The 24,137-nt window shown below is 63.8% G+C and carries 19 protein-coding genes; 12 read left to right on the plus strand and 7 right to left on the minus strand.

The window, feature by feature from the left end:
* Positions 1-76: 76 nt before the first annotated feature.
* The 4 genes from alr to BLS27_RS09065 all read left to right on the plus strand — a co-directional run bounded on the left by alr (position 77) and on the right by BLS27_RS09065 (position 4,361).
* Entirely contained in the window at positions 77-1,150 is a 1,074-nt protein-coding gene (gene alr, locus BLS27_RS09050) for an alanine racemase (RefSeq protein WP_090344220.1), read from the plus strand.
* A 110-nt stretch (positions 1,151-1,260) separates the two neighbouring features.
* Positions 1,261-1,809, plus strand: a complete 549-nt coding sequence (locus BLS27_RS09055; RefSeq protein WP_043213014.1) for a cupin domain-containing protein — start codon at positions 1,261-1,263, stop codon at positions 1,807-1,809.
* 154 nt (positions 1,810-1,963) lie between these two features.
* Positions 1,964-2,368 carry a c-type cytochrome gene (locus tag BLS27_RS09060; RefSeq protein WP_043213033.1) on the plus strand — a complete coding sequence of 135 codons (405 nt, stop codon included), beginning with the start codon at positions 1,964-1,966 and terminating at the stop codon, positions 2,366-2,368.
* 127 nt (positions 2,369-2,495) lie between these two features.
* Positions 2,496-4,361, plus strand: coding sequence for an acetyl-CoA hydrolase/transferase C-terminal domain-containing protein (locus BLS27_RS09065; protein ID WP_090344223.1), 1,866 nt, complete (start codon positions 2,496-2,498; stop codon positions 4,359-4,361).
* 29 nt (positions 4,362-4,390) lie between these two features.
* On the opposite strand, the gene xpt is transcribed toward BLS27_RS09065, so the two are convergent.
* Both xpt and rep read right to left on the minus strand, forming a co-directional pair.
* Positions 4,391-4,963: a xanthine phosphoribosyltransferase gene (xpt, locus tag BLS27_RS09070; protein WP_043213018.1), complete on the minus strand. Its 573-nt coding sequence runs from the start codon at positions 4,961-4,963 to the stop codon at positions 4,391-4,393.
* 71 nt (positions 4,964-5,034) lie between these two features.
* Entirely contained in the window at positions 5,035-7,044 is a 2,010-nt protein-coding gene (rep, locus tag BLS27_RS09075) for a DNA helicase Rep (RefSeq protein ID WP_043213020.1), read from the minus strand.
* Between the two features lie 252 nt (positions 7,045-7,296).
* On the opposite strand from rep, the gene BLS27_RS09080 reads away from it, so the two are divergent.
* Positions 7,297-8,961, plus strand: coding sequence for a putative bifunctional diguanylate cyclase/phosphodiesterase (locus BLS27_RS09080; protein ID WP_043213023.1), 1,665 nt, complete (start codon positions 7,297-7,299; stop codon positions 8,959-8,961).
* 60 nt (positions 8,962-9,021) lie between these two features.
* On the opposite strand, the gene BLS27_RS09085 is transcribed toward BLS27_RS09080, so the two are convergent.
* Complete coding sequence (locus tag BLS27_RS09085; RefSeq protein ID WP_090344226.1) at positions 9,022-10,410, minus strand: NorM family multidrug efflux MATE transporter; 1,389 nt, start codon at positions 10,408-10,410, stop codon at positions 9,022-9,024.
* A gap of 156 nt (positions 10,411-10,566) precedes the next feature.
* Here BLS27_RS09085 and BLS27_RS09090 point away from each other — a divergent pair, with 156 nt between their 5' ends.
* Entirely contained in the window at positions 10,567-11,517 is a 951-nt protein-coding gene (locus BLS27_RS09090) for a LysR substrate-binding domain-containing protein (RefSeq protein WP_052352480.1), read from the plus strand.
* A 64-nt stretch (positions 11,518-11,581) separates the two neighbouring features.
* Here BLS27_RS09090 and hglS read toward each other — a convergent pair whose 3' ends face one another.
* Together hglS and BLS27_RS09100 are read right to left on the minus strand one after the other, a co-directional pair.
* The gene (hglS, locus tag BLS27_RS09095) at positions 11,582-12,967 is read right to left on the minus strand and encodes a 2-oxoadipate dioxygenase/decarboxylase HglS (protein ID WP_090344229.1); all 1,386 of its coding nucleotides are present in this window, start codon (positions 12,965-12,967) and stop codon (positions 11,582-11,584) included.
* A 119-nt stretch (positions 12,968-13,086) separates the two neighbouring features.
* Positions 13,087-13,977: a LysR family transcriptional regulator gene (locus BLS27_RS09100; RefSeq protein ID WP_043213029.1), complete on the minus strand. Its 891-nt coding sequence runs from the start codon at positions 13,975-13,977 to the stop codon at positions 13,087-13,089.
* Positions 13,978-14,113: 136 nt separating this feature from the next.
* On the opposite strand from BLS27_RS09100, the gene amaB reads away from it, so the two are divergent.
* Complete coding sequence (gene amaB, locus BLS27_RS09105; RefSeq protein ID WP_043213031.1) at positions 14,114-15,604, plus strand: L-piperidine-6-carboxylate dehydrogenase; 1,491 nt, start codon at positions 14,114-14,116, stop codon at positions 15,602-15,604.
* Positions 15,605-15,761: 157 nt separating this feature from the next.
* The gene (amaA, locus tag BLS27_RS09110; protein ID WP_043213452.1) at positions 15,762-17,048 is read left to right on the plus strand and encodes an L-pipecolate oxidase; all 1,287 of its coding nucleotides are present in this window, start codon (positions 15,762-15,764) and stop codon (positions 17,046-17,048) included.
* 91 nt (positions 17,049-17,139) lie between these two features.
* Here amaA and BLS27_RS09115 read toward each other — a convergent pair whose 3' ends face one another.
* Positions 17,140-18,567 carry a mechanosensitive ion channel family protein gene (locus BLS27_RS09115; protein ID WP_090344233.1) on the minus strand — a complete coding sequence of 476 codons (1,428 nt, stop codon included), beginning with the start codon at positions 18,565-18,567 and terminating at the stop codon, positions 17,140-17,142.
* Positions 18,568-18,804: 237 nt separating this feature from the next.
* Here BLS27_RS09115 and ycaC point away from each other — a divergent pair, with 237 nt between their 5' ends.
* From ycaC to BLS27_RS09135, 4 genes are all read left to right on the plus strand, one after another.
* Positions 18,805-19,434 carry an isochorismate family cysteine hydrolase YcaC gene (gene ycaC, locus BLS27_RS09120; protein WP_090344236.1) on the plus strand — a complete coding sequence of 210 codons (630 nt, stop codon included), beginning with the start codon at positions 18,805-18,807 and terminating at the stop codon, positions 19,432-19,434.
* Positions 19,435-19,493: 59 nt separating this feature from the next.
* On the plus strand, positions 19,494-20,045 hold the full coding sequence (locus tag BLS27_RS09125) for an antibiotic biosynthesis monooxygenase (protein ID WP_090344239.1): 552 nt from the start codon (positions 19,494-19,496) through the stop codon (positions 20,043-20,045).
* Positions 20,046-20,084: 39 nt separating this feature from the next.
* On the plus strand, positions 20,085-20,903 hold the full coding sequence (locus BLS27_RS09130; protein WP_090344242.1) for an alpha/beta fold hydrolase: 819 nt from the start codon (positions 20,085-20,087) through the stop codon (positions 20,901-20,903).
* A gap of 291 nt (positions 20,904-21,194) precedes the next feature.
* Positions 21,195-23,036 (plus strand): amidohydrolase, encoded by a 1,842-nt coding sequence (locus BLS27_RS09135; RefSeq protein ID WP_167358081.1) that lies wholly within the window; start codon positions 21,195-21,197, stop codon positions 23,034-23,036.
* Between the two features lie 95 nt (positions 23,037-23,131).
* Here the strand turns inward: BLS27_RS09135 and BLS27_RS09140 are convergent, their stop codons facing one another.
* Positions 23,132-24,043, minus strand: a complete 912-nt coding sequence (locus tag BLS27_RS09140; RefSeq protein WP_043213439.1) for a LysR substrate-binding domain-containing protein — start codon at positions 24,041-24,043, stop codon at positions 23,132-23,134.
* Between the last annotated feature and the right edge of the window lie 94 nt (positions 24,044-24,137).

Here is a 24,137-nt window from a genome sequence, read left to right on the forward strand (position 1 = left end):
TGGCTCGGCGGGCACTACCCCACGCCTGTCGCGCCAGGGACTTAATTCATAACCAGACTGCCAGAAGGCTGCCGCCATGCGTCCCGCCCGTGCCCTGATCGACCTTCAAGCCCTTCGCCACAATTACCACCTGGCCCGTGAGCTGTCCGGCGCCAAAGCCCTTGCCGTGATCAAGGCCGATGCCTACGGCCATGGCGCGGTGCGTTGCGCTTTGGCCCTGGAAACCGAGGCCGATGGTTTTGCCGTGGCCTGCATCGAGGAAGCGCTGGAGCTGCGCGCCGCCGGGATCAAAGCCCCGGTGCTGTTGCTCGAAGGTTTCTTCGAGGCGAGCGAGCTGGCGCTGATCGCCGAACATGACCTGTGGTGCGTGGTGCAATCGCTGTGGCAGCTCGAAGCGATCGAGAAGACGCCAGTACACAAGCCATTGACGGTCTGGTTGAAGATGGACACCGGCATGCACCGGGTCGGCCTGCACCCGAAGGATTACCAAGAAAGCTACCAGCGCTTGCTGGCCAGCGGGAAAGTGGCGCGTATCGTGCTGATGAGCCACTTCGCTCGCGCCGACGAACTGGATGTCGACGCCACAGCCCAACAGGTCGCAGTGTTCGAAGCCGCCCGCCAGGGCCTGGCGGCCGAGTGCAGCCTGCGCAATTCGCCTGCGGTGCTGGGCTGGCCCCAGGTGCCGAGCGACTGGGTGCGCCCCGGCATCATGCTGTACGGCGCCACCCCGTTCGAAGTGTCCCAGCCCCAGGCCGAGCGCCTGCAGCCGGTGATGACCTTGCAATCGCGGATCATCAGCGTGCGCGAACTGCCGGCCGGTGAGCCGGTAGGCTACGGCGCCAAGTTCATCACCCCACGCCCGACCCGCGTCGGCGTGGTCGCCATGGGCTATGCCGACGGCTATCCGCGTCAGGCACCGACCGGCACGCCCGTGATGGTCGCCGGCAAACGCACCCAACTGATCGGCCGGGTGTCGATGGACATGCTCTGCGTCGATCTGACCGACGTACCCGAAGCCACGGTCGGCAGTCCGGTGGAATTGTGGGGCAAGCAGGTGCTGGCCAGCGACGTGGCTGCCCAGGCCGGGATGATCCCGTACCAGATCTTCTGCAACCTCAAGCGTGTACCGCTGGACTATATCGGCGAATGAGGCGCTGAAGCGGACAGGCTGCGGGGCGAAGTGTTGTAAATACTGAACGGCGTTGCCATCATATCGTTCACACTTCGCTCCCACCTCGACCGTTTCAGGAGGCTCCAGCTTTGGACGTCGGTGAACGACTGCAAGCCATCCGCAAGCTCAAGGGCCTGTCCCAGCGTGAACTCGCCAAACGCGCGGGCGTCACTAACAGCACCATCTCGATGATCGAGAAGAACAGCGTGAGCCCCTCGATCAGCTCCCTGCGCAAGGTGCTCAGCGGCATCCCCATGTCCATGGTCGAGTTCTTCTCCGTGGAGCTGGCGCCTGAAAGCCCTACCCAGGTCGTCTACAAGGCTCACGAACTGATCGACATCTCCGACGGTGCAGTGACCATGAAGCTGGTGGGCAAATCGCACCCCAACCGGGCGATCGCCTTCCTCAACGAGGTGTATCCGCCCGGGGCCGATACCGGCGAAGAAATGCTCACCCACGACGGCGAAGAGACCGGCATCTTGCTCGAAGGCCGGCTCGAGCTGGTGGTCGGTACCGAGACGTTCATCCTCGAGGCCGGCGACAGCTACTACTTCGAAAGCACCCGTCCACACCGTTTTCGCAACCCCTTCGAAGAGCCTGCCCGGCTGATCAGCGCGGCGACACCCTCGAACTTTTGATCCAGCGCAGTGCATTGTTTCGGCAATACCCCTTTCCCTTGTGGGGTCGTTCCACGGTTTCGGGGTTCCCGCTATACTTTCAAACGCTCGCAGATCCGTGGCCGCGGGCGTGATTAGCCACCATGAGGGTGTTCGCGTGAACCAAATCAAGAAGATGCTGGCCGTACCAGCAGCCGTATTCGCCCTTTGGGCAATGAGCGCAACCGCTGCGACCAACGACGAAATCGCCAAGCGCCTCGAGCCGGTCGGCCAGGTGTGTGTCCAGGGCCAGGAGTGCAAAGGCATGGCAGTGGCTGCTACCGCAGGTGGCGGTGGTGCCAAGACCCCAGATGAAATCATCGCCAAGCATTGCAACGCTTGCCATGGCAGCGGCTTGCTCGGCGCGCCGAAGATCGGCGATACCGCCGCCTGGAAGGAGCGTGCTGACCACCAGGGTGGTCTGGACGGCATCCTGGCCAAGGCCATTACCGGTATCAACGCCATGCCGCCCAAAGGCACCTGTGCCGACTGCTCGGATGACGAGCTCAAGGGCGCCATCAAGAAGATGTCGGGGCTGTAATCCCTGCCTGATTCCCCCAAGCCCGCCTCCCATGGCGGGCTTTGTGTTTCTGGGCTACGAAATGGGGTGGCTTTTTCACGGGTAATAACGGTCCAACCCCTGCGCATGGATGTTCACAGGAGGCCCCATGACCCAATGCTGTTCCCTCGACCAGGCGGTAGAACGGGTCCTGGCCCGTCTACCCGCCCACATCCACATGGGCCTGCCCTTGGGCCTGGGCAAACCTAATGCCTTCGTCAATGCGTTGTATGCCAGGGTGCGCCAGCTACCCGAGCGCCAACTGACGATCTACACCGCTTTGAGCCTCGGGCGGCCGCCGCTTGGCGATGGCTTGCAACGTCGTTTTCTGGAGCCCTTCGTCGAGCGGGTTTTTGCCGATTATGAAGAGCTCGACTACCTCGCCGACCTGCGCAACGACAGCCTGCCCGGCAACATCCGCGTCGAGCAGTTCTTCCTGCAGCCTGGCAGCCTGCTGCACAGCGAGAGCGCCCAGCAGAACTATGTCAGCAGCAACTACACCCATGCGGCGCGGGACATCAACGCCAAGGGCCTGAACCTGATCGCCCAGTTGGTAGCCGCCACGCCCGAGCGCCCCGATCACCTGAGCCTTGCCTGTAACCCGGACATCACCCTCGACCTGTTGCCGATGATCGCCCGTCGTCGCGCCGCCGGTGAGACCATCCTGCTGCTCGGCCAGGTGCACACCGAGCTGCCCTACATGCCTGCAGGGGCCGAACTTGGCCGGGAAGCCTTCGACCTGTTGATCGACGAGCCTGAGCGGCGCCGGTTGTTTTGTACCCCGAACATGCCGGTCACCACCCAGGACCACTGCATTGGGCTTCACGCCAGTGCCCTGGTGCGCGATGGCGGTACCCTGCAGATCGGCATCGGCGCCATGGGCGATGCGGTGACCGCGGCCTTGTTGGCGCGCCAGGGTGACAACGCCGGCTACCGGGCACTGCTCGATGCTCTGGACCTCACGCCCTGGCAGGGATTGATCGAGCGCGAGGGTGGGCGCGATGCCTTTGCCCAGGGGCTGTATGGCTGCAGCGAGATGTTCGTCAACGGTTTGCTGGTGCTGGCCGAGGCGGGGGTGGTACGGCGCCCGGCCGACGAGCACGGGGCTTTGGTGCACGGCGGATTCTTCCTGGGCCCCGAGGCGTTCTACCGGCGTCTGCGGGAGATGCCTCTTGAGCAACGCGACCGTTTCGTCATGACCGCGATCAGCTACATCAACGAGCTGTACGGGCAGGAGTCGCTCAAGCGTCGCCAGCGCCGCGACGCTCGTTTCATCAACACAGCATTCGGCATGACCTTGCTCGGTGCCGGCGTGGCCGACCAGCTTGAGGATGGCCGGGTGCTCAGCGGGGTAGGCGGGCAATACAACTTTGTCGCGCAAGCGCATGCCCTGGAGGGCGGGCGCTCCCTGCTGCTCCTGCGCAGCTGGCGCGAGTCCGGGGGCGAGGTGACTTCCAACCTGTTCTGGAACTACGGTCACTGCACCATTCCCCGGCATCTGCGTGACATCGTGGTGACCGAATACGGTATCGCCGATCTGCGTGGACAGACCGATAGCGAAGTCATCGCCAGGTTGCTGGCGATCAGCGATTCACGTTTCCAGCAGCCGTTGATGGAGCAGGCGAAGGCGGCGGGCAAGCTGCCCAAAGGCTTCACGCTGGCCACGCGCTTTACCGACAACACGCCCGAGCGTCTGGAGGCGATACGCGAGCGGCATGCGCGGCTGTTCCCGGAGTATCCATTGGGGTGTGATTTCACGGCCGAGGAGCGGGATTTGCTTCGGGCACTCAACTGGCTCAAGAGCAAATTCAAATTGAGTGAAGTGCTGGCGTTGGGCAAGGCAGCGCTGGATGCGCCCGCGCCCGAGGCCTATCCGGCGCAGTTGGCGCGGATGGGGTTGGCGCAGCCGCAGGGGCTTAAGGAAGAGCTGTACCAGCGATTGCTGCTGGCAGGGTTGGCCGCCACCCGGAGGTAGCAGGGGCCGCAAGGCGGCCCCAGGAGGCATCAGTCGATGAACGTGACCACTCCGCCTTCGAGCGACTTGACCCGAGCCAGCGACTCGACGCGGTAGCCCTGGCTGTCCAGTTCGGCGCGGCCGCCCTGGAACGATTTTTCGATCACGATGCCCAGGCCTGCAACGGTGGCACCGGCCTGCTTGATGATCGAGATCAGCGCCTGGGATGCCTTGCCGTTGGCCAGGAAGTCATCGATCACCAGCACGCGGTCGCTGCTGTTGAGGTGACGCGGCGAGATGGCCACGGTGTTCTCGGTCTGCTTGGTGAAGGAGTACACCGAGGCGGTCAGCAGGTTCTCGGTCAGGGTCAGCGACTGGTGCTTGCGGGCGAAGATCACCGGCACGCCCAGCTTCAGGCCGGTCATCACCGCCGGGGCTATCCCTGAGGCTTCGATGGTGACGATCTTGGTCACACCGGAGTCGGCGAACAAACGGGCGAACTCGTCACCGATCAGCTGCATCAGCGCCGGATCGATCTGGTGGTTGAGAAACGCGTCGACTTTGAGAACCTGATCGGAAAGCACGATGCCTTCTTCGCGAATCTTCTGCTTCAGTGCTTCCACTGTGGTATTCCTCGATGTAGCAAAGGTGGCCACGGACCAGGCCGCGGCAAAGGTTGAATAATAAGGGTTGATCAGCGTCTGAGCATGGCCCGGATGTCGGCCAGCGCATTGTTGCCGCGCGCGGCCTTCACTTCGACAGGCGCGTCGTCCAGGCCCTCCCAGGCCAGGTCGTCCGGCGGCAGTTCGTCCAGGAACCGGCTGGGGGTGCAGTCGATGATTTCGCCGTACTGCTTGCGCTTGGCGGCAAAGGTGAAGGCCAGGGTCTGGCGGGCGCGGGTAATGCCCACGTAGGCCAGACGCCGCTCTTCCTCGATGGTGTCGGCCTCGATGCTGGAGCGGTGCGGAAGGATTTCCTCCTCCATGCCCATGATGAACACGTAAGGGAATTCCAGGCCCTTGGAGGCGTGCAAGGTCATCATCTGCACACCTTCGGCGTTTTCTTCCTCTTCCTGCTGGCGCTCGAGCATGTCGCGCAGCACCAGCTTGCCGATGGCGTCCTCGATGGTCATGTCACCCTCTTCGTCCTTCTCGAGGGTGTTCTTCAAGGCATCGATCAGGAACCAGACGTTGCTGATACGGAACTCCGCCGCCTTGTCGCTGGCGGTGTTCTGGCGGATCCAGTTCTCGTAGTCGATGTCGCGGATCATGTCGTGCAGGGCCGCGATCGGGTCTTCCAGGGCCACGCGCTGGCGCACCCCGTCGAGCCAGTGCTTGAAGCGCTGCAGGCGCTCGGTGTAACGGGCATCCAGGTGCTCGCCCAGGCCCAGCTCCTCGCTGGCAGCGTACATCGACACGCCACGCTCTGTGGCGTAGTTGCCGAGTTTTTCCAGGGTGGTGGAGCCGATTTCCCGGCGCGGCACATTGATCACGCGTAGGTAGGCGTTGTCGTCGTCCGGGTTTACCAGCAGGCGCAGGTAGGCCATGAGGTCCTTGACCTCCTGGCGTCCGAAGAAGCTGTTGCCGCCGGAAAGGCGGTACGGCACCTGGTGGTGCTGGAGCTTGAGCTCGATCAGCTTGGCCTGGTAGTTACCCCGGTAGAGGATGGCGAAGTCGCTGTAGGGCCGGTTGGTGCGCAGGTGCAAGGTGAGGATTTCCATGGCCACGCGCTCGGCCTCGGCTTCCTCGTTCTTGCAGCGGATCACACGGATCTCGTCACCCACGCCCATCTCGCTCCACAGCTGCTTCTCGAAAGCATGTGGGTTGTTGGCGATCAGCACGTTGGCGCAGCGCAGGATGCGGCTGGTGGAGCGGTAGTTCTGCTCCAGCATCACCACTTTCAGGGAGGGGTAGTCCTCCTTGAGCAACATGAGGTTTTCAGGACGTGCGCCCCGCCAGGCGTAGATCGACTGGTCGTCGTCGCCCACCACGGTGAACTGGTTGCGCATCCCGATCAGCATTTTCACCAGCAGGTACTGGCTGGCGTTGGTGTCTTGGTATTCGTCCACCAGCAGGTAGCGCACACGGTTCTGCCAACGTTCGAGTACATCCTTGTGTTCTTCGAACAGCTTCACCGGCAGCAGGATCAGGTCGTCGAAGTCCACTGCATTGAACGCCTTGAGCGTACGCTGGTAGTGGGTGTAGACGATGGCGGCGGTCTGCTCGCGGGGATTGCGGGCTTTTTCCAGGGCCTCGGCGGGCAGGATCAGGTCGTTCTTCCAGGCACCGATCATGTTCTTGATCTCGTCGATGCCGTCGTCGCCTGAGTATTCCTTTTGCATGATGTCCGACAGCAAGGCCTTGATGTCGGTCTCGTCGAAGATCGAGAAGCCCGGCTTGTAGCCCAGGCGCTCATGCTCCTTGCGGATGATGTTCAGCCCCAGGTTGTGGAAGGTGCACACGGTCAAGCCGCGGCCTTCACCTGGACGCAGGAGGGTGCCGACCCGCTCCTTCATCTCGCGCGCGGCCTTGTTGGTGAAGGTCATGGCCACGATGTACTGGGCACGGATGCCGCAGTTCTGGATGAGGTGGGCGATCTTGCGTGTGATCACGCTGGTCTTGCCGGAGCCTGCACCGGCGAGCACCAATAGAGGGCCGCCGACGTAGTCACAGGCTTCTTGTTGCCGGGGATTGAGTCGGGACATGCTAGAAACCGGGGGTCACCAGAAAATAGCCGCGCATTCTAGCAGGCATGGGGCGGTTGTGGCGTTACCGTCTGACAGTGTGATGCAAGGCGCGAATCGGATTTGCCGCTTTTGTTACTTTCGCGCAGGATGCACGACAAAATGCGTCGGGATACTGGCTATGGAGTGGCACTTTAAGTGAAAATTATTTTCATTCGTGAGGGCTGGATGCTCCGCGCCCGTCGTCCTACTGTTCAAGCCTAAGGAGCTCGCTTGTCCACGCCTGTCGAACCGTTGCGTTTGCTGCTGTTGGCTGATGAGCCGGAATGGGCCACCCTGCTGCGCGAGTGCCTGCAGCCGCTGGCCGGGAGCGCGGTCTTGTTGACCGCACCGAATTGGGAATCGGTGGACAGTCTGTTCGCCAATGACCGCCAAGCCGTCGTTTTGGCGAGGCCGGCATTGCAGCCGGCCCCCGGTCGTTGTGACCTGCCCACCATCCTGTTGCTCGATGAAGAGCCTGACACGCCACCCAGCGCGGTCAGCGACTGGCTGGTGCGCGAGCAGTTGAGTGGCGATGCGCTGCGTCGTTCCCTGCGCCACGTGCGCGAGCGGGGCGTGCTGGTGGCCACCTTGCAGCGCCTGGCCGAGCAGGACCCCTTGACCGGCATCGCCAATCGCCAGGGCTTCCAGGCGCTGCTGACGGCGCGTCTGGCGGAAAACGAAGGCCGTGGCGTCGCGCTGGGTCACCTGGACCTGGACAACTTCCGCCACGTCAACGATGCCTTGGGCCATCAGGGCGGCGACCGCCTCATCCTGCAAGTGGTGGCGCGGTTGAAGCAGCAACTGGAGGCCGGGGACCAGCTGGCCCGCCTGGGAAGCGACGAATTCGCCCTGCTGATCGACACCCGGCGTGATGCCAACCGCGCCGAGTGGATGGCCGAGCGCATCGTCGAGGCCCTCGCCGAACCCTATTGGGTCGATGGCGAGAGCCTGTTGCTCGGTGCCAGCCTGGGCGTGGCCCACGCCCGGGCCCAGGCCGGCGCCGATCCGCTGATGTGGCACGCCCATATCGCCATGCGCCAGGCCAAGGGCAGCCAGGGCTGCACCTTCCATGTGTTCAACGAGCGGATCAACCGCAACGCCCGCAGCCTGGCCGATCTGGAAAGCGAGCTGCGCCGGGCCCTGCGTCGCGACGAGCTGGAGCTGCACTACCAGCCCCGGCTGAGCCTGGGCGATGGACGCATCGTCGGCCTCGAGGCCCTGGTGCGGTGGCGTCATGCCGAGCGAGGCCTGCTGCCACCGAGCGAATTCGTGCCCCTGGCCGAGCAGAGCGGCTTGATCGTGCCCTTGGGCTACTGGGTGATCTCCCGGGCCCTGCGCGACATGCAGGCCTTGCGAGAGCGCGGGCTCGAACCCTTGCACATGGCGGTTAACCTGAGCTTCCGCCAATTCCAGGACAGCCAGTTGCTGGCCACGCTCAGCCGCTTGATCATCGAGCATGGTGTCGATGCCCGCTGGCTGGAATTCGAGCTCACCGAGACTGCCGTCATGCGCCGCAACGAGCTGGTCCGCCAGACGATGGACGCCTTGGGGCGCCTGGGCGTGCGCTTTTCCCTGGATGACTTCGGCACAGGTTTTTCGTCGTTCGTGCACCTGAACAGCCTGCCGATCACTCTGCTCAAGGTGGATCGCAGCTTCGTTGGCGGCATGGAGCTACGCGAGGAGAACCGCAAGCTGGTGCACGCCATGATCAACCTGGCGCACAACCTCAACCTGGAGGTGGTGGCCGAAGGGGTGGAGACCGAAGAGCAGTTAGCGCTGCTGCGTGGGTTCGGCTGCGACCAAGTGCAGGGATACCTGGTGAGCAAACCCCTTCCGGTGGAGGCGTTGATGGATTACCTGCAGCAGGCGGCGCAGGCGCAGGTAGTGAGTCTATAGCTGCGGCGGTATTTTCGCGGGGGGAACCCGCTCCCACAGGGCTTCGCCAGCCCTGTGGGATCACACCGACATCGGTGCAGCTTCAGCCTTGTGCGCCTTGCCCAGCATCCGCTTGGTCCGCCACTCGAAGCCAAGGGTCAGCGCCACCGCTGCGCAGGCCAGCCCCAAGGCCAGGCCCCACCACACACCCACCGCGCCACCGCCGAGGGTGAAGGTGAACAGCCAGGCGCTGGGTGCCCCCACCAGCCAATAGCAGCACAGGCCGATGAGGAAGGTGGTCTTGGCGTCCTTCAGCCCGCGGATAGAGCCCATGGCGATGGTCTGCATGCCATCGAACAATTCGAACCAGGCCGCGACCATCACCAGGCTCACGGCCAATTGGAAGATCGCCGCGAAAGCTGGGTCGTCACGGTCGATGAACAAACCGACCAGCGTATCGGGCAGTAACCAGAACAATGCCGCGAAAGCGAACATGATCATCGCCCCGAAACCGATCCCCACCCGCCCGGCGCTGCGTGCGGCCAGCAGATTCCCACCACCGTAGTACAACCCCACGCGCATGGTCACCGCATACGACAGGCCCGTCGGCACCATGAACGCGGTGGAGACGATCTGCAGGGCGATCTGGTGCGCCGCCAGCTCCGTGCTGCCCAGCACCCCCATGCACAGGGCGGCGAAGGCGAACAGGCCGACCTCTACCATGTAGGTGCCACCGATCGGCAGGCCCAGGCGCCACAGCTCACGCAAGGCGGGCAGGGATGGGCGCGACAGGCCCTTGCGCAGCGGGTAGGCGGCGTAGGCCTTGTGCCAGCGAATGTACAGGGCAAGCGCAATGGCCATGCCCATCGACACCACCGCCGTGACCAGGCCGATGCCCATCAGGCCCAGCTTGGGCAGGCCGAACATGCCTTCGATCAGCGCATGGTTGAACACATAGTTGAGCACCGTGCCCACCAGGCTGATGACCATCACCGGCGTCGAACGGCCCAGGGCGCTGGTGAAGCCACGCAGGGCCATGAAGGTCAGGTAGCCGGGCAGGGCCAGCGGCAGCAGCGTGAGGAACTCCATCGCCGAGGCGACGTTCTCCGGCTGTTGGCCAAACAGCAGCAGGGCCGGCTCCAGGTTCCACAGCACCAGCGCGGCCACCAGGGCCAGGCCCCAGGCCAGCCACAGGCCGTTCTGCGCCAGACGGGTCGCGCCGGGAACGTCCCCGGCGCCCTGGCGGATGGCGACCAAGGTGCCGACCGCAGCAATCACGCCCAAGCAGAAGATCGACACGAACGAATAACTGGCGGCCCCCAGTCCACCCCCGGCCAGGGCCTGTGGGCTGATGCGGGCCATCATCAGGGTGTCGGTCAGTACCATCAGCATGTGCGCCAACTGCGAGGCGATCAGCGGGCCGGCCAGGCGCAGCAGAGCCTTGAGTTCGGTGGTGGGCGCGACGTGCATTGGGATGTCCTTTTTCCTGAATCTGTTGAGCGAGCCGTTGATTCTGAGGCTTCGGTCAACTTTGCACAAAAGGATAAATGCGATCGTTGGCATGAGTCGGACTCATGCATATATGATCCTGTGCATTCCATTCTCGCCCCGCTGGGCAGGTGCCAGATGTCTCGTCAGCTTCCCCCGCTCTATGCGCTACGCGCATTCGAAGCCGCCGCTCGGCTGAGCTCGTTCACCCGCGCCGGTGAGGAACTGTCCATCACCCAGAGCGCGGTCAGCCGGCATATCCGCACCCTGGAGGATCACTTCGCCTGCCGCTTGTTCGTGCGCAACGGTCGCAGCCTGCAACTGACCGAGGCGGCGCGGGTGCTGTTGCCCGGCGTGCGTGAGGGCTTCAGTGCGCTGGAGCGGGCCTGCGACACCTTGCGCGGCGAAGACGACATCTTGCGCATGAAGGCCCCGTCGACCTTGACCATGCGCTGGCTGTTGTCGCGCCTGAGCCAGTTCCGTCACCTGCAGCCAGGCAACGAGGTGCAACTGACCAGCGCCTGGATGGACGTGGACCATGTGGACTTCAATCAGGAGCCGTTCGACTGTGCGGTGTTGCTCAGCGATGGGTTATTTCCCGCGGACTGGGAGGTGCGTCGGCTGTTCTCCGAGCTGCTGATCCCGGTGGGCGCGCCGGGCCTGCTCGATGATGGCCCATGGGACGAGCGACGCCTGGCCGGCATCGAGCTGTTGCACCCGACGCCGGACAAACGCGATTGGCGCGCCTGGCTGGAGCGCATGGGGCTCACCGACAAGGTCTCGCTCAAGGGCGGGCAGGTGTTCGATACCCTGGAGCTGGGCATGATCGCAGCTGCCCGTGGCTATGGCATCTCCATGGGCGATCTGCTGATGGTGGCCGAGGACGTGGCCCAGGGACGCCTGAGTCTGCCGTGGCCGACAGCGGTGCCCAGTGGCATGGATTACTACCTGGTGTGGCCACGAACGAGGCCTGGGGGAGAGCGTTTGCGCAGGTTGAGCGCCTTCTTGCAGGAAGAGGCGGCGGCGATGAACCTACCGGATGTGAGCATCCTTGAGACCCAATCGCGGGATCGCTCGAATTCCGATTGATCTGGCTGTTCGCGGGTAAACCCGCTCCTGGAGGGGCCTGGGAGCGGGTTTACCGGCTAATGGCTTACAGCGACTTGAGGTTCAGCGCCTGGGCACAAGCCTCGAGTGAGCGCTGCTCGCTCTGGGCATACAGCGCCAGTTCATCCTGTACCTTCATCTGCAGTGCCGCTTCGAATGCCTCGCGGTTGGCGTTGCTGCCGTACTCGGCCTGGGCATCGTCGCCCAGGTTGGACTGGAAGATCCCGGCGGCGCTGACCGGCAGGAAGTCTTCGTACACCAGCGCCTCGAAATGCACGTGGCCGGCATCGATCAGGCCTTGCAGGGTGGTCGGACGACCTTGCTGGTCGCGGGCGGCCAAGCCTTTTTCGGTGGCAAAGTAGCGGAAGTACGCCAGCCCCTGTTCGCGCATCTGCACCAGGTCGTCCGGGAATTCGGCGAACTGCGCCTTGAGCAGCGCCATGTAGCGTTCGGCGTTGGCTTCGGCCGGTGCGCCGCCCAGGGCCTCGCGGGTGGCGTTGAGCAAGCGGTCATAGAGCTGGCGACCCTTGGGGGTCAGCGCCGCACCGCGTTGTTCGATCTCGCCGAAACGCGCGGTGTGGCTGCCTTGTGCATCGCTGAACGCGACCTTTTCCTGCAGCGCCTTGAAGCTGGTCTGACGCAGCAAGATCGGGTGTCGGCGGGTGGGCGGGCCTTCGACCACAGCCTTGGGCGGAATGCCTTTGGCTGGCATGCCCAGCTGGATGGCGTCGATGTCCAGGGTACGTGGGGTCAGGTGGTTGATGTGCGGGCCCTTGAAGGCCACGACATCGGCGATCAGGCGATGCTGGTCGTGCAATTGCTGGTACTGCTCGGCCGTGACAGTGGCGTCCTGGTGCCAGCGGAAGGTGTGCAGCGCTTCCTGCACGAACGTATCGGCATCGCTGGCGCTCAGGCCGCCGTCGCGCTCGCACTGGGCGATCAGCTCCAGCACCCGCGGGGTGAAGATCTTGCGCTTGGCCAGGATGCCCTGGGCCAGTTCGCGCAGCTGCGGGTTGTCGATCAGTTCCAGGCGCAGCAGCGAGGTGAACACGCGGAACGGGCTGATGTGCAGGGACTGCTCGTGTACCGCGCGAAACGCGGTGGAATGCACAGGCACGCCGGCGCTGCTCAGGTCGTAGTAGCCGACCGGCTCCATGCCCATGACCGCGAACAGGCGGGCGATGGTCGCGAGCTCCTCGGCGGTACCGACGCGGATGGCGCCGTGGCGCTCTTGATCGAGGCGCTCGATTTCACCGGTCCAGCGCAGGGCTTCGGCGATCTTGGGCTGCTGGGTCATGACCTGCTGGTTGATTTCGCTCACCAGCTCCAGCAGCGTGCCGTACAGAGGCACTTCCTGTTTGTACATGAGGGACATTGCGGCAGAGAACTGCGCGCGGATGCTGTCGGGGCTGACGAAATCGTGGGCGGGCATCGCTAGCTTCCTGGGGGTGAGTGAGTACCCTTACATGAAAGCTGGGAATGCACTTTCCCCACAAGCGAAAAAAAGTGCAGGTGTCATTCCTTTTTGGATCGACCTTCTGGTCCCACCTATCAGCCTTGCAGCTGGTCTTTGATCCACTCCACCAACGCCCGCACCTTCGGCACCTCCGCGGCATGTTCGGCGAACGCCAGGTAATGCGCGCCGTTGCTCTTCATCGCATGGTTCCAGGCCATCACCAGGCTGCCCTCGGCCAGTTCCTTGGCCACCAGGTAGCGGGGCACCAGCGCCACGCCGCAACCGGCTTGTGCCGCGCTCAGCGCCATATAGAAGGTGTCGAAGCGTGGCCCGTGGTAGCTGTTGTCGGTATGCAGCCCTTGCTCCAGGAACCACTCGTGCCAGGCCTCCGGGCGCGAGGTGCTTTGCAACAACACAAGCTGCGCCACCGCACTGGCGTCCTTGAGCTCACGGCCTTGCAACAGCTCCGGCGCGCACACCGGCACCACCTCTTCGCCGAACAGCTCCACGCAGGTGGCGCCTGGCCAGGTGCCCTGGCCATAGAAGAACACTGCATCCGCCGAGCCCTGAAGCAGGGCGAAAGGCTCCATTTCGTTGCGGATGTCCAAATGAATGTTCGGGTAGCGCTTGCCGAAGCCCTTGAGGTGCGGAATCAACCAGCGCACGCCAAAGCTTGGTTGGGTGGCTACCTTCAATACTTCGGTCTGCTCGCCATAGGTCAGGACGTAGCGGCTGGACATGTCCACCTGGGTGAGAATCTTGTTGACTTCGGCCAGGTACAGCGAGCCGGCTGGTGTGAGTTGCAAACGTCGGCGGATACGCAGGAACAGATGATGCCGGAGCATCTCTTCGAGCTGCGCGACCTGCTTGCTGACCGCACTCTGGGTCAGGTGCAGCTCTTCGGCCGCGCGGGTGAAGCTCAAGTGGCGAGCAGCAGCCTCGAAGCACTGCAAGGCGGTCATCGAGGGTACCAGGCGTTTGGACATAGCGGTCTCTACGGCAGGAGGATCATTACCTGACGGAATGATATGCGGAATAAAGGTCGTTTGTTACGCTAGTGTCATCGGATTAATACTGATCCACATCAGGTTTTCAACCCTTCACCCCCTGTAGGAGAAGCACATGGTCGCTGGATTGCTCGAGCGCCTTGGCGTTGCCGCCGAGGCTTACACCCAGGGTGACTACCCTGTTCACACCCCGATCGACGGTAGCCAGATCGCCTCGGTGAAACTGCTCGGCAAAGCCGAGACCACTGCCCGCATCGACCAGGCCCACAAAGCTTTCGAAGCCTGGCGCAGCGTGCCGGCCCCGCGCCGTGGCGAGCTGGTGCGTCTGTTCGGTGAAGTGCTGCGTGCACACAAGGCCGAGCTGGGCGAACTGGTGTCCATCGAGGCCGGCAAGATCACCCAGGAAGGCCTGGGTGAAGTGCAGGAAATGATCGATATCTGCGACTTCGCCGTTGGCCTGTCGCGTCAGCTGTACGGCCTGACTATCGCTTCCGAGCGTCCAGGCCACCACATGCGCGAGACCTGGCACCCGCTGGGCGTGGTCGGCGTCATCAGCGCCTTCAACTTCCCCGTAGCGGTCTGGGCCTGGAACACCGCGCTGGCGCTGGTCTGCGGCAACGCCGTGGTGTGGAAACCGTCCGAGAAGACCCCGCTGACCGCCCTGGCCTGCCAGGCACTGTTCGAGAAGGCCCTGAAAGCCTTTGGCGATGCACCGGAAGGCCTGAGCCAGCTGGTGATCGGTGGTCGCGAAGCCGGCGAAGCCTTGGTGGATGATCCACGCGTACCGCTGGTCAGCGCCACCGGCAGCACCCGCATGGGCCGCGAAGTGGGCCCGCGTGTAGCCGCCCGATTTGGCCGCAGCATCCTCGAGCTGGGTGGCAACAACGCCATGATCCTGGCCCCGAGCGCCGATCTCGACCTGGCCGTGCGCGGCATCCTGTTCGCCGCGGTCGGTACTGCGGGCCAGCGCTGCACCACCCTGCGTCGCCTGATCGTGCACCGCTCCATCAAGGACGAAGTGGTTGCCCGCGTCAAAGCCGCCTACGGCAAGGTGCGCATCGGTGACCCACGCAAGGACAACCTGGTCGGCCCGCTGATCGACAAGCCATCCTTCGACGCCATGCAAGGCGCGCTGGCCAAGGCCCGCGACGAAGGTGGCCAGGTGTTCGGCGGCGAGCGCCAGCTGGCCAGCGAATACCCCAACGCCTACTACGTTTCGCCGGCCATCGTCGAGATGCCGGGCCAGAGCGAGGTGGTGCGCCACGAGACCTTCGCCCCGATCCTCTATGTGCTGGCCTATGACGACTTCGAAGAGGCCCTGCGCCTGAATAACGAAGTACCGCAAGGCTTGTCGTCGTGCATCTTCACCACCGACCTGCGTGAGGCCGAGCGCTTCCAGAGCGCCTCGGGCAGCGACTGCGGTATCGCCAACGTCAACATCGGCACCAGCGGCGCGGAAATCGGCGGCGCGTTCGGTGGCGAGAAGGAAACCGGCGGTGGTCGTGAGTCCGGTTCCGATGCCTGGAAAGGCTACATGCGTCGTCAGACCAACACCGTGAACTACTCGCGCGAGCTGCCGCTGGCGCAGGGGATCGTGTTCGACTGATGATCGCAGGCCGGGGGCCTTGCCCCCGGTTCGCGGGTGGACCCGCTCCCACAGGTACAACAGGGTTTTTGACCTGTGATGTAGCTGTGGGAGCGGGTCCAGCCGCGAAAGGGCCGCGCAGCGGCCCCAACAAGAACAACACTGCTGGAGCCGGGCCATGTCCGAATTGCGTCAAGAATGTCTGTGGGAGTTCGTCACCAAGCCGACCGTCGCCGCCCAGGCGCTGGCGGGTGAGCACAAGGCCGATGTCTGTGTGATCGGCGGCGGCATCACCGGGCTGTCCGCAGCGATCCACCTGCTCGAACAGGGTAAGTCGGTGATCCTGCTGGAGGCCTGGAAGATCGGCCATGGTGGCTCTGGACGCAACGTCGGTCTGGTCAATGCCGGCACTTGGATCCGTCCCGACGATGTCGAGGCGACCCTCGGCCTGGAGCAGGGCAGCCGCCTGAACAAAGTGCTCGGCGCAGCGCCTGCCGAAGTGTTCGCGATGATCGAGCGCCTCGGCATCGACTGCCAGGCCCAGCACAAAGGCACCCTGCACATGGCACACAACGCCACTGGCATTGCCGACCTCGAGGCGCGTCACGCCCAGTGGAGTCGTCGCGGCGCGGATGTCGAGCTGCTGACCGGGGCCCGCTGCCAGGAATACTGCGGCACCGACAAGATTTCCGCCGCGCTGCTCGACCGCCGCGCCGGCACCATCAACCCAATGGCCTACACCCAGGGCTTGGCTGCCGCCGTGGCACGCCTGGGCGGACGGGTATTCCAGCAATCTTCGGTCGAAGGCCTTGAGCGCGACGGCGATGGCTGGCGAGTGAACACCGCTCGCGGCTCGGTGCGCGCCGACAAGGTGGTGATCTCCACCGGTGCCTACACCGAAGGCGAGTGGAGCAACCTGCAGAAGCACTTCTTCCGTGGCTACTACTACCAGGTGGCTTCCAAGCCGCTGCAGGGCGCCGCGGCCGACAAGGTCCTGCCTCATGGCCAGGGCTCCTGGGACACCCGCACCGTGCTCAGCAGCATTCGCCGCGACGACCAAGGCCGTCTGCTGCTCGGCAGCCTCGGCCGAGTGGACAACAAGCCGGCTTGGTTCGTGCGCAGCTGGGCAGACCGCATCCAGAGCCATTACTACCCGGAGCTGGGCAAGGTCGAGTGGGAGATGCACTGGACCGGTTGCATCGACTTCACGCCGGATCACTTGATGCGCCTGTTCGAGCCGGCCCCTGGGCTGGTGGCGGTGACTGGCTACAACGGCCGGGGCAACACGACCGGGACGGTGATTGGCCGTGCGTTCGCCGAGTTCCTGCTCAAGGATGACCCGAACAGCCTGCCGATCCCGTTCTCGCCAATGAAGCCGGTCAGCGCGCCTTCGCTGCGCACGGCCTTCTATGAGTCGGGCTTCTCGCTGTATCACGCGGGGCAATGCCTGCGGGTGGTGCTCTGACCGCGTCGGCTTGTGCGCGGGCAAACCCGCTTCCACAGGGCAGCGCTGGCCTTGTAGGACTAGGTCTACCCGCGAAAGGCGCCTGGACGCATCACTTGTGCAGCCAGCTGAGGAAGCCGCCTTTCTTCACCACGGGCGGTTTCTGCATCAGCAAGGACTCCCGGTTCTGACGACGGAAACGCTGCAGTTTGGTCAGAGCGGTCTGTACCTCGCCCCGCTGGGCCAGGCAGTTGCGCACCTGCTCCTTGTCGATGCGATAGAGCAGGCAGCCTGTCAGGGTCCGAAATTCGGCCAGCGACTCCTCCTCGTCGATCAGGCCTTCGATTCCCAGCACCTCGCCAGGCCCCATGCGCCCGGCTTCGATCAGGCGTTCGCCATCGCGAATCGACGCCGACACCACGCCGCTGCCGATCACCAGCACATAGTCGGAGTGTTCCCCCACGCCCAGGATCACCTGGTCCGCCAGGTATTCCACCGCGGTCATGCGCTGGCTCAAGGCGTCGCGTTCATCGCTGGTCAAGGAGCGGAACACCCGCACGTCATCCAGCAGCTCGCGCTGGCGACTGCGTGGGGGCAGGGCGAGGTCCACGTTCCACATCACCCCGTTGGCCTCCAGATGACGATGGGCCAGGTCGAACAGTTGGTTGCGCACCTCGACCTTGCGCTCCATGGTCGCCACGAACCCGCTGGCCTCGTACTCCACCGACTCTAGCGTTGAGGCTTTCACGGTCACCTTGGGCGGCGGTGTCGTGAGTAGCGCGCTGGTGCCCTGCAGGGCTTTTTCCAGCGCATCGAATACCCGCTTGGGGCGCACCTTGGCCGGCACCACCACGCTGATCGACACCCCATGCACGTCCGCCGGACGGCTGAAATTGAGCAGCTTGGCCTTGGCCACCACCGAGTTGGGCACCACCGCCAGGCTGCCATTGCCGGTGAGCAGGCGCGTGGCCCGCCAGTCGATGTCCAGCACCTTGCCCTCGGTACCGTCGATGGAGATCGCATCACCAATCTGATAAGGCCGCGTAGTGTTGAGCACGATGCCTGAGAACACGTCCGCCAAGGTGCTCTGCAATGCAAGGCCGATGACGATGGCCATGACGCCTGAGGTTGCCAGCAGACCCTTGACCGGCAGTTGCATCACGTAGGCCGCTGCCGCGATCACCGCTGCCACGAAGATCAGTGCCCCGAGCACGTCTTGCAATAACCGCCCGCCATGACCGCCCCGGGCGATCAGCACCAGGCCGAACACCACTGTCACGGTACGGGCAAAGAACAGCCACCAGGCGATCTCCAGCGCGGTGGCCATCAGGTTGCGGGGCACGTCGTCCACCCAGGGCGCCGGTTGCAACGGGCTCATGCCCGCCGCCAACAGGACCCAGCTGAACAACAGGAAAATAACCAGCCGAGCGCCGATACGGCAGGCCCGGCGCTCGACCGGGATCAATTGCCATAACACCAGGTCGAGCAGCAGCAGGGCGGCGCCGAGCAACAGCGGGGAGGACTGAATGAACGCCAGCATGGAAGTCTCGCGACAGAGAAAGGCTGTGGGTAGTAAAGAGCAGGTTGGGCGGGCAGGCAATGGAGCCGGGGCCGCACAGCGGCAAAAGGCTCGCAAAGGGTGTCGCTTCGATCATCGTTCCGAAAATAGAACGCTAGAGCCAGTTTTCGCTATCTAGTGCTTCAAAGGTGATGTTTTTAATCTGTGCCCATGCAGTCAAGGCAACACCCCAACTCACTCACTGAAGGAACACAGACCATGAGCAAATTCACCTACAACCGCCTGGACAAGAACAACGCTGCCGTACTGCTGGTCGACCACCAGGCAGGCCTGCTCTCGCTGGTACGGGACATCGAGCCTGACCGCTTCAAGAACAACGTGCTGGCCCTGGCGGACCTGGCCAAGTACTTCAACCTGCCGACCATCCTCACCACCAGCTTCGAGCAAGGCCCCAACGGCCCGCTGGTACCGGAGCTCAAGGCGCAGTTCCCGGACGCCCCCTACATCGCGCGTCCAGGCCAGATCAACGCTTGGGACAACGAAGACTTCGTCAAGGCGGTGAAGGCCACCGGCAAGAAGCAACTGATCATCGCGGGTGTGGTGACCGAAGTGTGCGTGGCCTTCCCGGCGCTGTCGGCCTTGGAAGAAGAGTTCGAAGTGTTCGTGGTCACCGATGCCTCCGGGACCTTCAACGAGATGACCCGCGACACCGCCTGGCGCCGGATGGAAGCGGCCGGTGCGCAACTGATGACCTGGTTCGGCGTGGCCTGTGAGCTGCACCGCGACTGGCGCAACGACATCGAGGGCCTGGGTACCCTGTTCTCCAACCACATCCCGGACTACCGCAACCTGATGACCAGCTACAGCACGCTGACTGCTGGCAAGTAACCCACTTCGCCAGGCGCCGGATCCCGGCGTCTGGCCTCATCTTGTCCAGGGGAAGGCCGATGAACAACCGTACCGTGGTGACGCTGGTCATCCAGCACAAAGTGCGCACCGATGCGCTGGCGCGTTATGAAGCCTGGTTGCGGCACACCGTCAGCGTGGCCCGCCAGCAGCCGGGTCATCTGGATGTGAATGTGATCCGTCCTGACGACGATGGCCGTCAGTTCACCACCGTGGTGCGCTTCGCCGAGGCCGACCAGCTGCAGGCCTGGGTCGACTCTCCCGAGCGCCAGGCGCTGATCAACGAGGTGCTGCCGCTGCTGGAGGAGGGCGACCAGACCCAGGTCCATGACGATCCGGAGTTCTGGTTCACCCCGCCCACCACCGGTGCATCCCAACCGCCGCGCTGGAAGCAGGCGCTGCTGACTTACCTGGTGATTTGCCCCATGACCTTGGTCATCCCGCAACTGCTGTCGCCGCTTTTCGCGCGCTTTCCGCAGTTGGGCGGCGCGATCACCGGCAACTTGATCGTCAACCTGTTCGTCATCCTGCCCGTGGTGTTCTACATCATGCCGTGGGTAACCCGTCGCTGCGCCGACTGGCTGCGCGGCTGAACCACGCCTTTAGCTCGACACTTTCAAGGAGATACCGATATGACCACCCTCGTTACCCGCGATGGCACTTCGATCTATTACAAGGACTGGGGCAGCGGCAAGCCTGTGCTGTTCAGCCACGGCTGGCCACTGGACGCCGACATGTGGGATTCGCAGATGGAGTTCCTGGCCAGCCGCGGCTACCGCGCCATCGCCTTCGACCGCCGTGGTTTCGGGCGTTCGAGCCAGCCCTGGGATGGCTACGACTACGACACCTTCGCCGATGACATCGCCCAGTTGATCGAACACCTCGATCTGCATGACGTGACCCTGGTCGGCTTCTCGATGGGGGGCGGTGATGTCAGCCGTTACATCGCCCGTCACGGCAGCGAGCGGGTGGCCGGGCTGGTGTTGCTGGGGGCGGTGACCCCGGTGTTCGGCAAGCGTGACGACAACCCCGAGGGGGTCGACCTGTCGGTGTTCGAAAGCATCCGTGCCGGTCTGCGTGCCGACCGTGCGCAGTTCATCGCCGATTTCGCCACACCGTTCTATGGCCTGAACCATGGGCAGCAGGTCTCCCAAGGGGTGCAGACCCAGACCTTGAACATCGCCCTGATGGCCTCGATCAAGGGCACCCTGGACTGCGTGACAGCCTTCTCCGAGACCGACTTCCGTCCGGACATGGCGAAGATCGATGTACCGACTTTGGTCATCCATGGCGACGACGACCAGATCGTGCCGTTCGAGACCACCGGCAAGCAGGCGGCGGCGTTGATCCGCGGGGCTGAGCTGAAGGTGTATGCCGGGGCACCGCATGGGTTTGCAGTGACCCATGCCCAGCAGCTGAACGAAGATCTGCTGGCGTTTCTTCAGAAGTGATCGTGGCAGGCTTTCACGGGTGAGCCCGCGAATCGAACTCGCCAGGCAGCACAAATGGTGAACAGGGCTACCCTTTCACAACCCACCGCACTGCATTTATCGGCATGCCCCGCAGCGGCTCCGGCCGCTGCCGCCTAGACGGAGAAGACCATGTCCAAGGATCGCAACGACAAGACCCGTCGCCAGTTCCTCGCCACCAGTACCGTCCTCGGTGCCGCCGGCGCGCTCTGGTCCGCATTGCCTTTCGCCGGCCAAGCCGGTTCCGCTTACGCAACAAGCCAAGGAGGTTCCATGTCCGCCGACCTGATTCTGTTCAACGGCAAACTGCATACTGTTGACCGCGAGAAGCCCACCGCGACCGCCGTCGCCATCAAGGACGGCCGCTTCATTGCCGTGGGCAGCGACGCCGAGGCCATGGCCCACAAAGGCAACACCACGCAGATCATCGACCTCAAGCAACGCACGGTGATCCCCGGTCTGAACGACTCGCACCTGCACCTGATCCGCGGTGGCCTGAACTACAACCTGGAACTGCGCTGGGAAGGCGTGCCATCAGTTGCCGATGCCCTGCGCATGCTCAAGGACCAGGCCGCACGCACCCCCACGCCCCAATGGGTGCGAGTGGTCGGTGGCTGGAACGAATTCCAGTTCGCCGAAAAGCGCATGCCGACGCTGGAAGAAATCAACCAGGCCGCGCCGGACACGCCGGTGTTCCTGCTGCACCTTTACGACCGCGCGCTGCTCAACCGTGCCGCCCTCAACGCCGTGGGCTACACCAAGGAGACGCCCAACCCACCAGGCGGCGAGATCCAGCGTGACAAGTTCGGCAACCCGACCGGCATGCTCATTGCGCGTCCCAACGCGATGATCCTCTACGCCACCTTGGCCAAGGGGCCGAAGCTGCCGCTGGAGTATCAGGTCAACTCCACGCGCCAGTTCATGCGTGAGCTCAACCGCCTGGGCCTGACCAGCGCTATCGATGCCGGTGGTGGCTACCAGAACTACCCGGACGACTACCAGGTGATCCAGGAACTGGCCGACAACAACCAGTTGACCGTGCGGATTGCCTACAACCTGTTCACCCAGAAGCCTAAGGAGGAGCTGGCCGATTTCAAGAACTGGACCTCCAGCGTCAAGCTGCATGGCGGCAACGACTTCTTCCGCCACAACGGCGCCGGCGAGATGCTGGTGTTCTCCGCCGCCGACTTCGAGGACTTCCTCGAGCCGCGCCCGGATCTACCGCAGACCATGGAGCAGGAGCTGGAGCCGGTGGTGCGCCATCTGGTTGAGCAGCGCTGGCCGTTCCGCCTGCACGCCACCTACAACGAATCGATCTCGCGCATGCTCGACGTGTTCGAGAAGGTCAATCGCGATATCCCGTTCAATGGCTTGCCATGGTTCTTCGACCATGCTGAGACCATCACCCCGCAGAACATCGAGCGAGTGCGTGCGCTGGGCGGTGGCATCGCCATCCAGGACCGCATGGCCTTCCAGGGGGAATACTTCGTCGACCGCTACGGCGCCAAGGCTGCCGAGCAGACGCCACCGATCAAGCGCATGCTCGACATGGGCGTGCCGGTGGGCGCCGGTACCGACGCGACACGGGTGTCCAGCTACAACCCGTGGACCTCGCTGTACTGGTTGGTCAGCGGCAAGACCGTGGGTGGCATGGCGTTGTATCCGCAGGGACTGAGCCGCGAGACTGCGCTGCAACTGTTCACCCAGGGCAGCGCCTGGTTCTCCAGCGAGCAGGGAAAGAAAGGTCAGATCAAGGTGGGGCAGTTGGCGGACCTGGCGGCACTGTCACTTGACTTCTTCAGTGTCGATGAAGAGGCGATCAAGGGCATCGAGTCGGTGCTGACCATTGTCGATGGCAAGGTGGTCTATGGCGCAGCGGAATTCGACAAGCTCGGACCGCCCCAGGTGCCGGTGCTGCCGGAGTGGTCGCCGGTGACCAAGGTTCCGGGGCATTGGCGGGTGGGTACACCGTCCTTGGCGGCGGTGGCACATCAATGTGTCGGGCCGTGCGGCGTACATGCGCACAGCCATGAGAAAGCGCGTCATTCGACCGTGCCGGTGAATGACTTCCAGGGCTTCTGGGGAGCGTTGGGCTGTTCCTGCTTCGCCTTCTGAAAGCCACCAGGCTGGCGCCGGCCCCCACAGCATTCAACAGGCTCTTGTGGGGGCTGGCGACCGCGTGCCAGGGCTGCAAAGCGTCACCCGCCAACTCACGCCATATCGCTGACCGCGAACTCCTCGGCCAGATGATCGATCAACGCCCGCACTGACGGTAGCAACCCCCGCCGGGACGGGAAGATCGCATGGACGATCCCGCAGCGCGGGTGCCAACCCGGCAGCATTTCCACCAACCTGCCTGCCGCCAGGTCTTCGCGCACCGCTACTCGTGGCAAATGCGCGATTCCCACACCTGCCACCACAAAGTGACGCAAGGCGAACAGGTCGTCAGTGACTACCTTGGGCTTATGTGCGATCACCAGCTTCTGCGCCATGCTTTCGTCCTGGAACAATTCCCACTGGTACTCACGCTGCGAACTGCCCCAATGCAGGCTGGGCAGTTGGCCCAGCATCTGCGGCTCGAAGTTTTCCGGCAGTTGTTCGAGAAACGACGGCTGCCCCACCAGGCACTGAGTACTATTGCTCAGCACCTTCATCACCATGTCGGTATTCTCCAGCGGCGGGAAGCGCACCCGCAGTGCGATGTCGAAGCCTTCGTGAAGCAGGTCGACCCGGCGGTTGGTGCTCTCGATGAACAACTCCACCTGCGGGTACTTGGCCATGTAGCGCGTCAGCATCGGCCCCACCCAGGCATTGAGCAAGGTCGTGGGGCAACTGATGCGTACCAGGCCGCGGGGCTCGCTGCGGTTGCGCTCGATGATTTCGGCGGCCCCCTCGGCCTCCACCCGCATGGCCAGGCAGCGCTGGTAATAGGCTTGGCCGACTTCCGTCAGCGAGCAGTGCCGGCTGGTGCGATGCAGCAGACGCACGCCCAGGCGCTCTTCCAGTTCGGCGATGCGCCGGCTGAGCTTGGATTTGGGCATGTCCAGGGCCCGGCCGGCCGGCGCGAAACCGCCGTGCTCGACTACCTGGGTGAAGTAGTAGAGGGAGTTGAGGTCTTCCATGGGCATTCTCGAAACGCAGGCGAGGGATTTCGCAGTCTACCGTAGCGAGTCTGTTTTGAGCGGCGAAGGCCCATGAATGAGTAGGGGCCGCTGT

This window comes from Pseudomonas guariconensis, assembly GCF_900102675.1.
Classification (GTDB): Bacteria; Pseudomonadota; Gammaproteobacteria; order Pseudomonadales; family Pseudomonadaceae; genus Aquipseudomonas; species Aquipseudomonas guariconensis.

Excerpts from the sequence above, each read along its gene's own strand:
- alr (WP_090344220.1), top strand. The coding sequence starts at position 77 with ATGCGTCCCGCCCGTGCCCTGATCGACCTTCAAGCCCTTCGCCACAAT.
- BLS27_RS09060 (WP_043213033.1), top strand. The coding sequence starts at position 1,964 with ATGCTGGCCGTACCAGCAGCCGTATTCGCCCTTTGGGCAATGAGCGCA.
- BLS27_RS09065 (WP_090344223.1), top strand. The coding sequence starts at position 2,496 with ATGACCCAATGCTGTTCCCTCGACCAGGCGGTAGAACGGGTCCTGGCC.
- rep (WP_043213020.1), bottom strand. The coding sequence starts at position 7,044 with ATGTCCCGACTCAATCCCCGGCAACAAGAAGCCTGTGACTACGTCGGC.
- BLS27_RS09085 (WP_090344226.1), bottom strand. The coding sequence starts at position 10,410 with ATGCACGTCGCGCCCACCACCGAACTCAAGGCTCTGCTGCGCCTGGCC.
- BLS27_RS09090 (WP_052352480.1), top strand. The coding sequence starts at position 10,567 with ATGTCTCGTCAGCTTCCCCCGCTCTATGCGCTACGCGCATTCGAAGCC.
- hglS (WP_090344229.1), bottom strand. The coding sequence starts at position 12,967 with ATGCCCGCCCACGATTTCGTCAGCCCCGACAGCATCCGCGCGCAGTTC.
- BLS27_RS09100 (WP_043213029.1), bottom strand. The coding sequence starts at position 13,977 with ATGTCCAAACGCCTGGTACCCTCGATGACCGCCTTGCAGTGCTTCGAG.
- amaB (WP_043213031.1), top strand. The coding sequence starts at position 14,114 with ATGGTCGCTGGATTGCTCGAGCGCCTTGGCGTTGCCGCCGAGGCTTAC.
- amaA (WP_043213452.1), top strand. The coding sequence starts at position 15,762 with ATGTCCGAATTGCGTCAAGAATGTCTGTGGGAGTTCGTCACCAAGCCG.
- BLS27_RS09115 (WP_090344233.1), bottom strand. The coding sequence starts at position 18,567 with ATGCTGGCGTTCATTCAGTCCTCCCCGCTGTTGCTCGGCGCCGCCCTG.
- ycaC (WP_090344236.1), top strand. The coding sequence starts at position 18,805 with ATGAGCAAATTCACCTACAACCGCCTGGACAAGAACAACGCTGCCGTA.
- BLS27_RS09125 (WP_090344239.1), top strand. The coding sequence starts at position 19,494 with ATGAACAACCGTACCGTGGTGACGCTGGTCATCCAGCACAAAGTGCGC.
- BLS27_RS09130 (WP_090344242.1), top strand. The coding sequence starts at position 20,085 with ATGACCACCCTCGTTACCCGCGATGGCACTTCGATCTATTACAAGGAC.
- BLS27_RS09135 (WP_167358081.1), top strand. The coding sequence starts at position 21,195 with ATGTCCGCCGACCTGATTCTGTTCAACGGCAAACTGCATACTGTTGAC.
- BLS27_RS09140 (WP_043213439.1), bottom strand. The coding sequence starts at position 24,043 with ATGGAAGACCTCAACTCCCTCTACTACTTCACCCAGGTAGTCGAGCAC.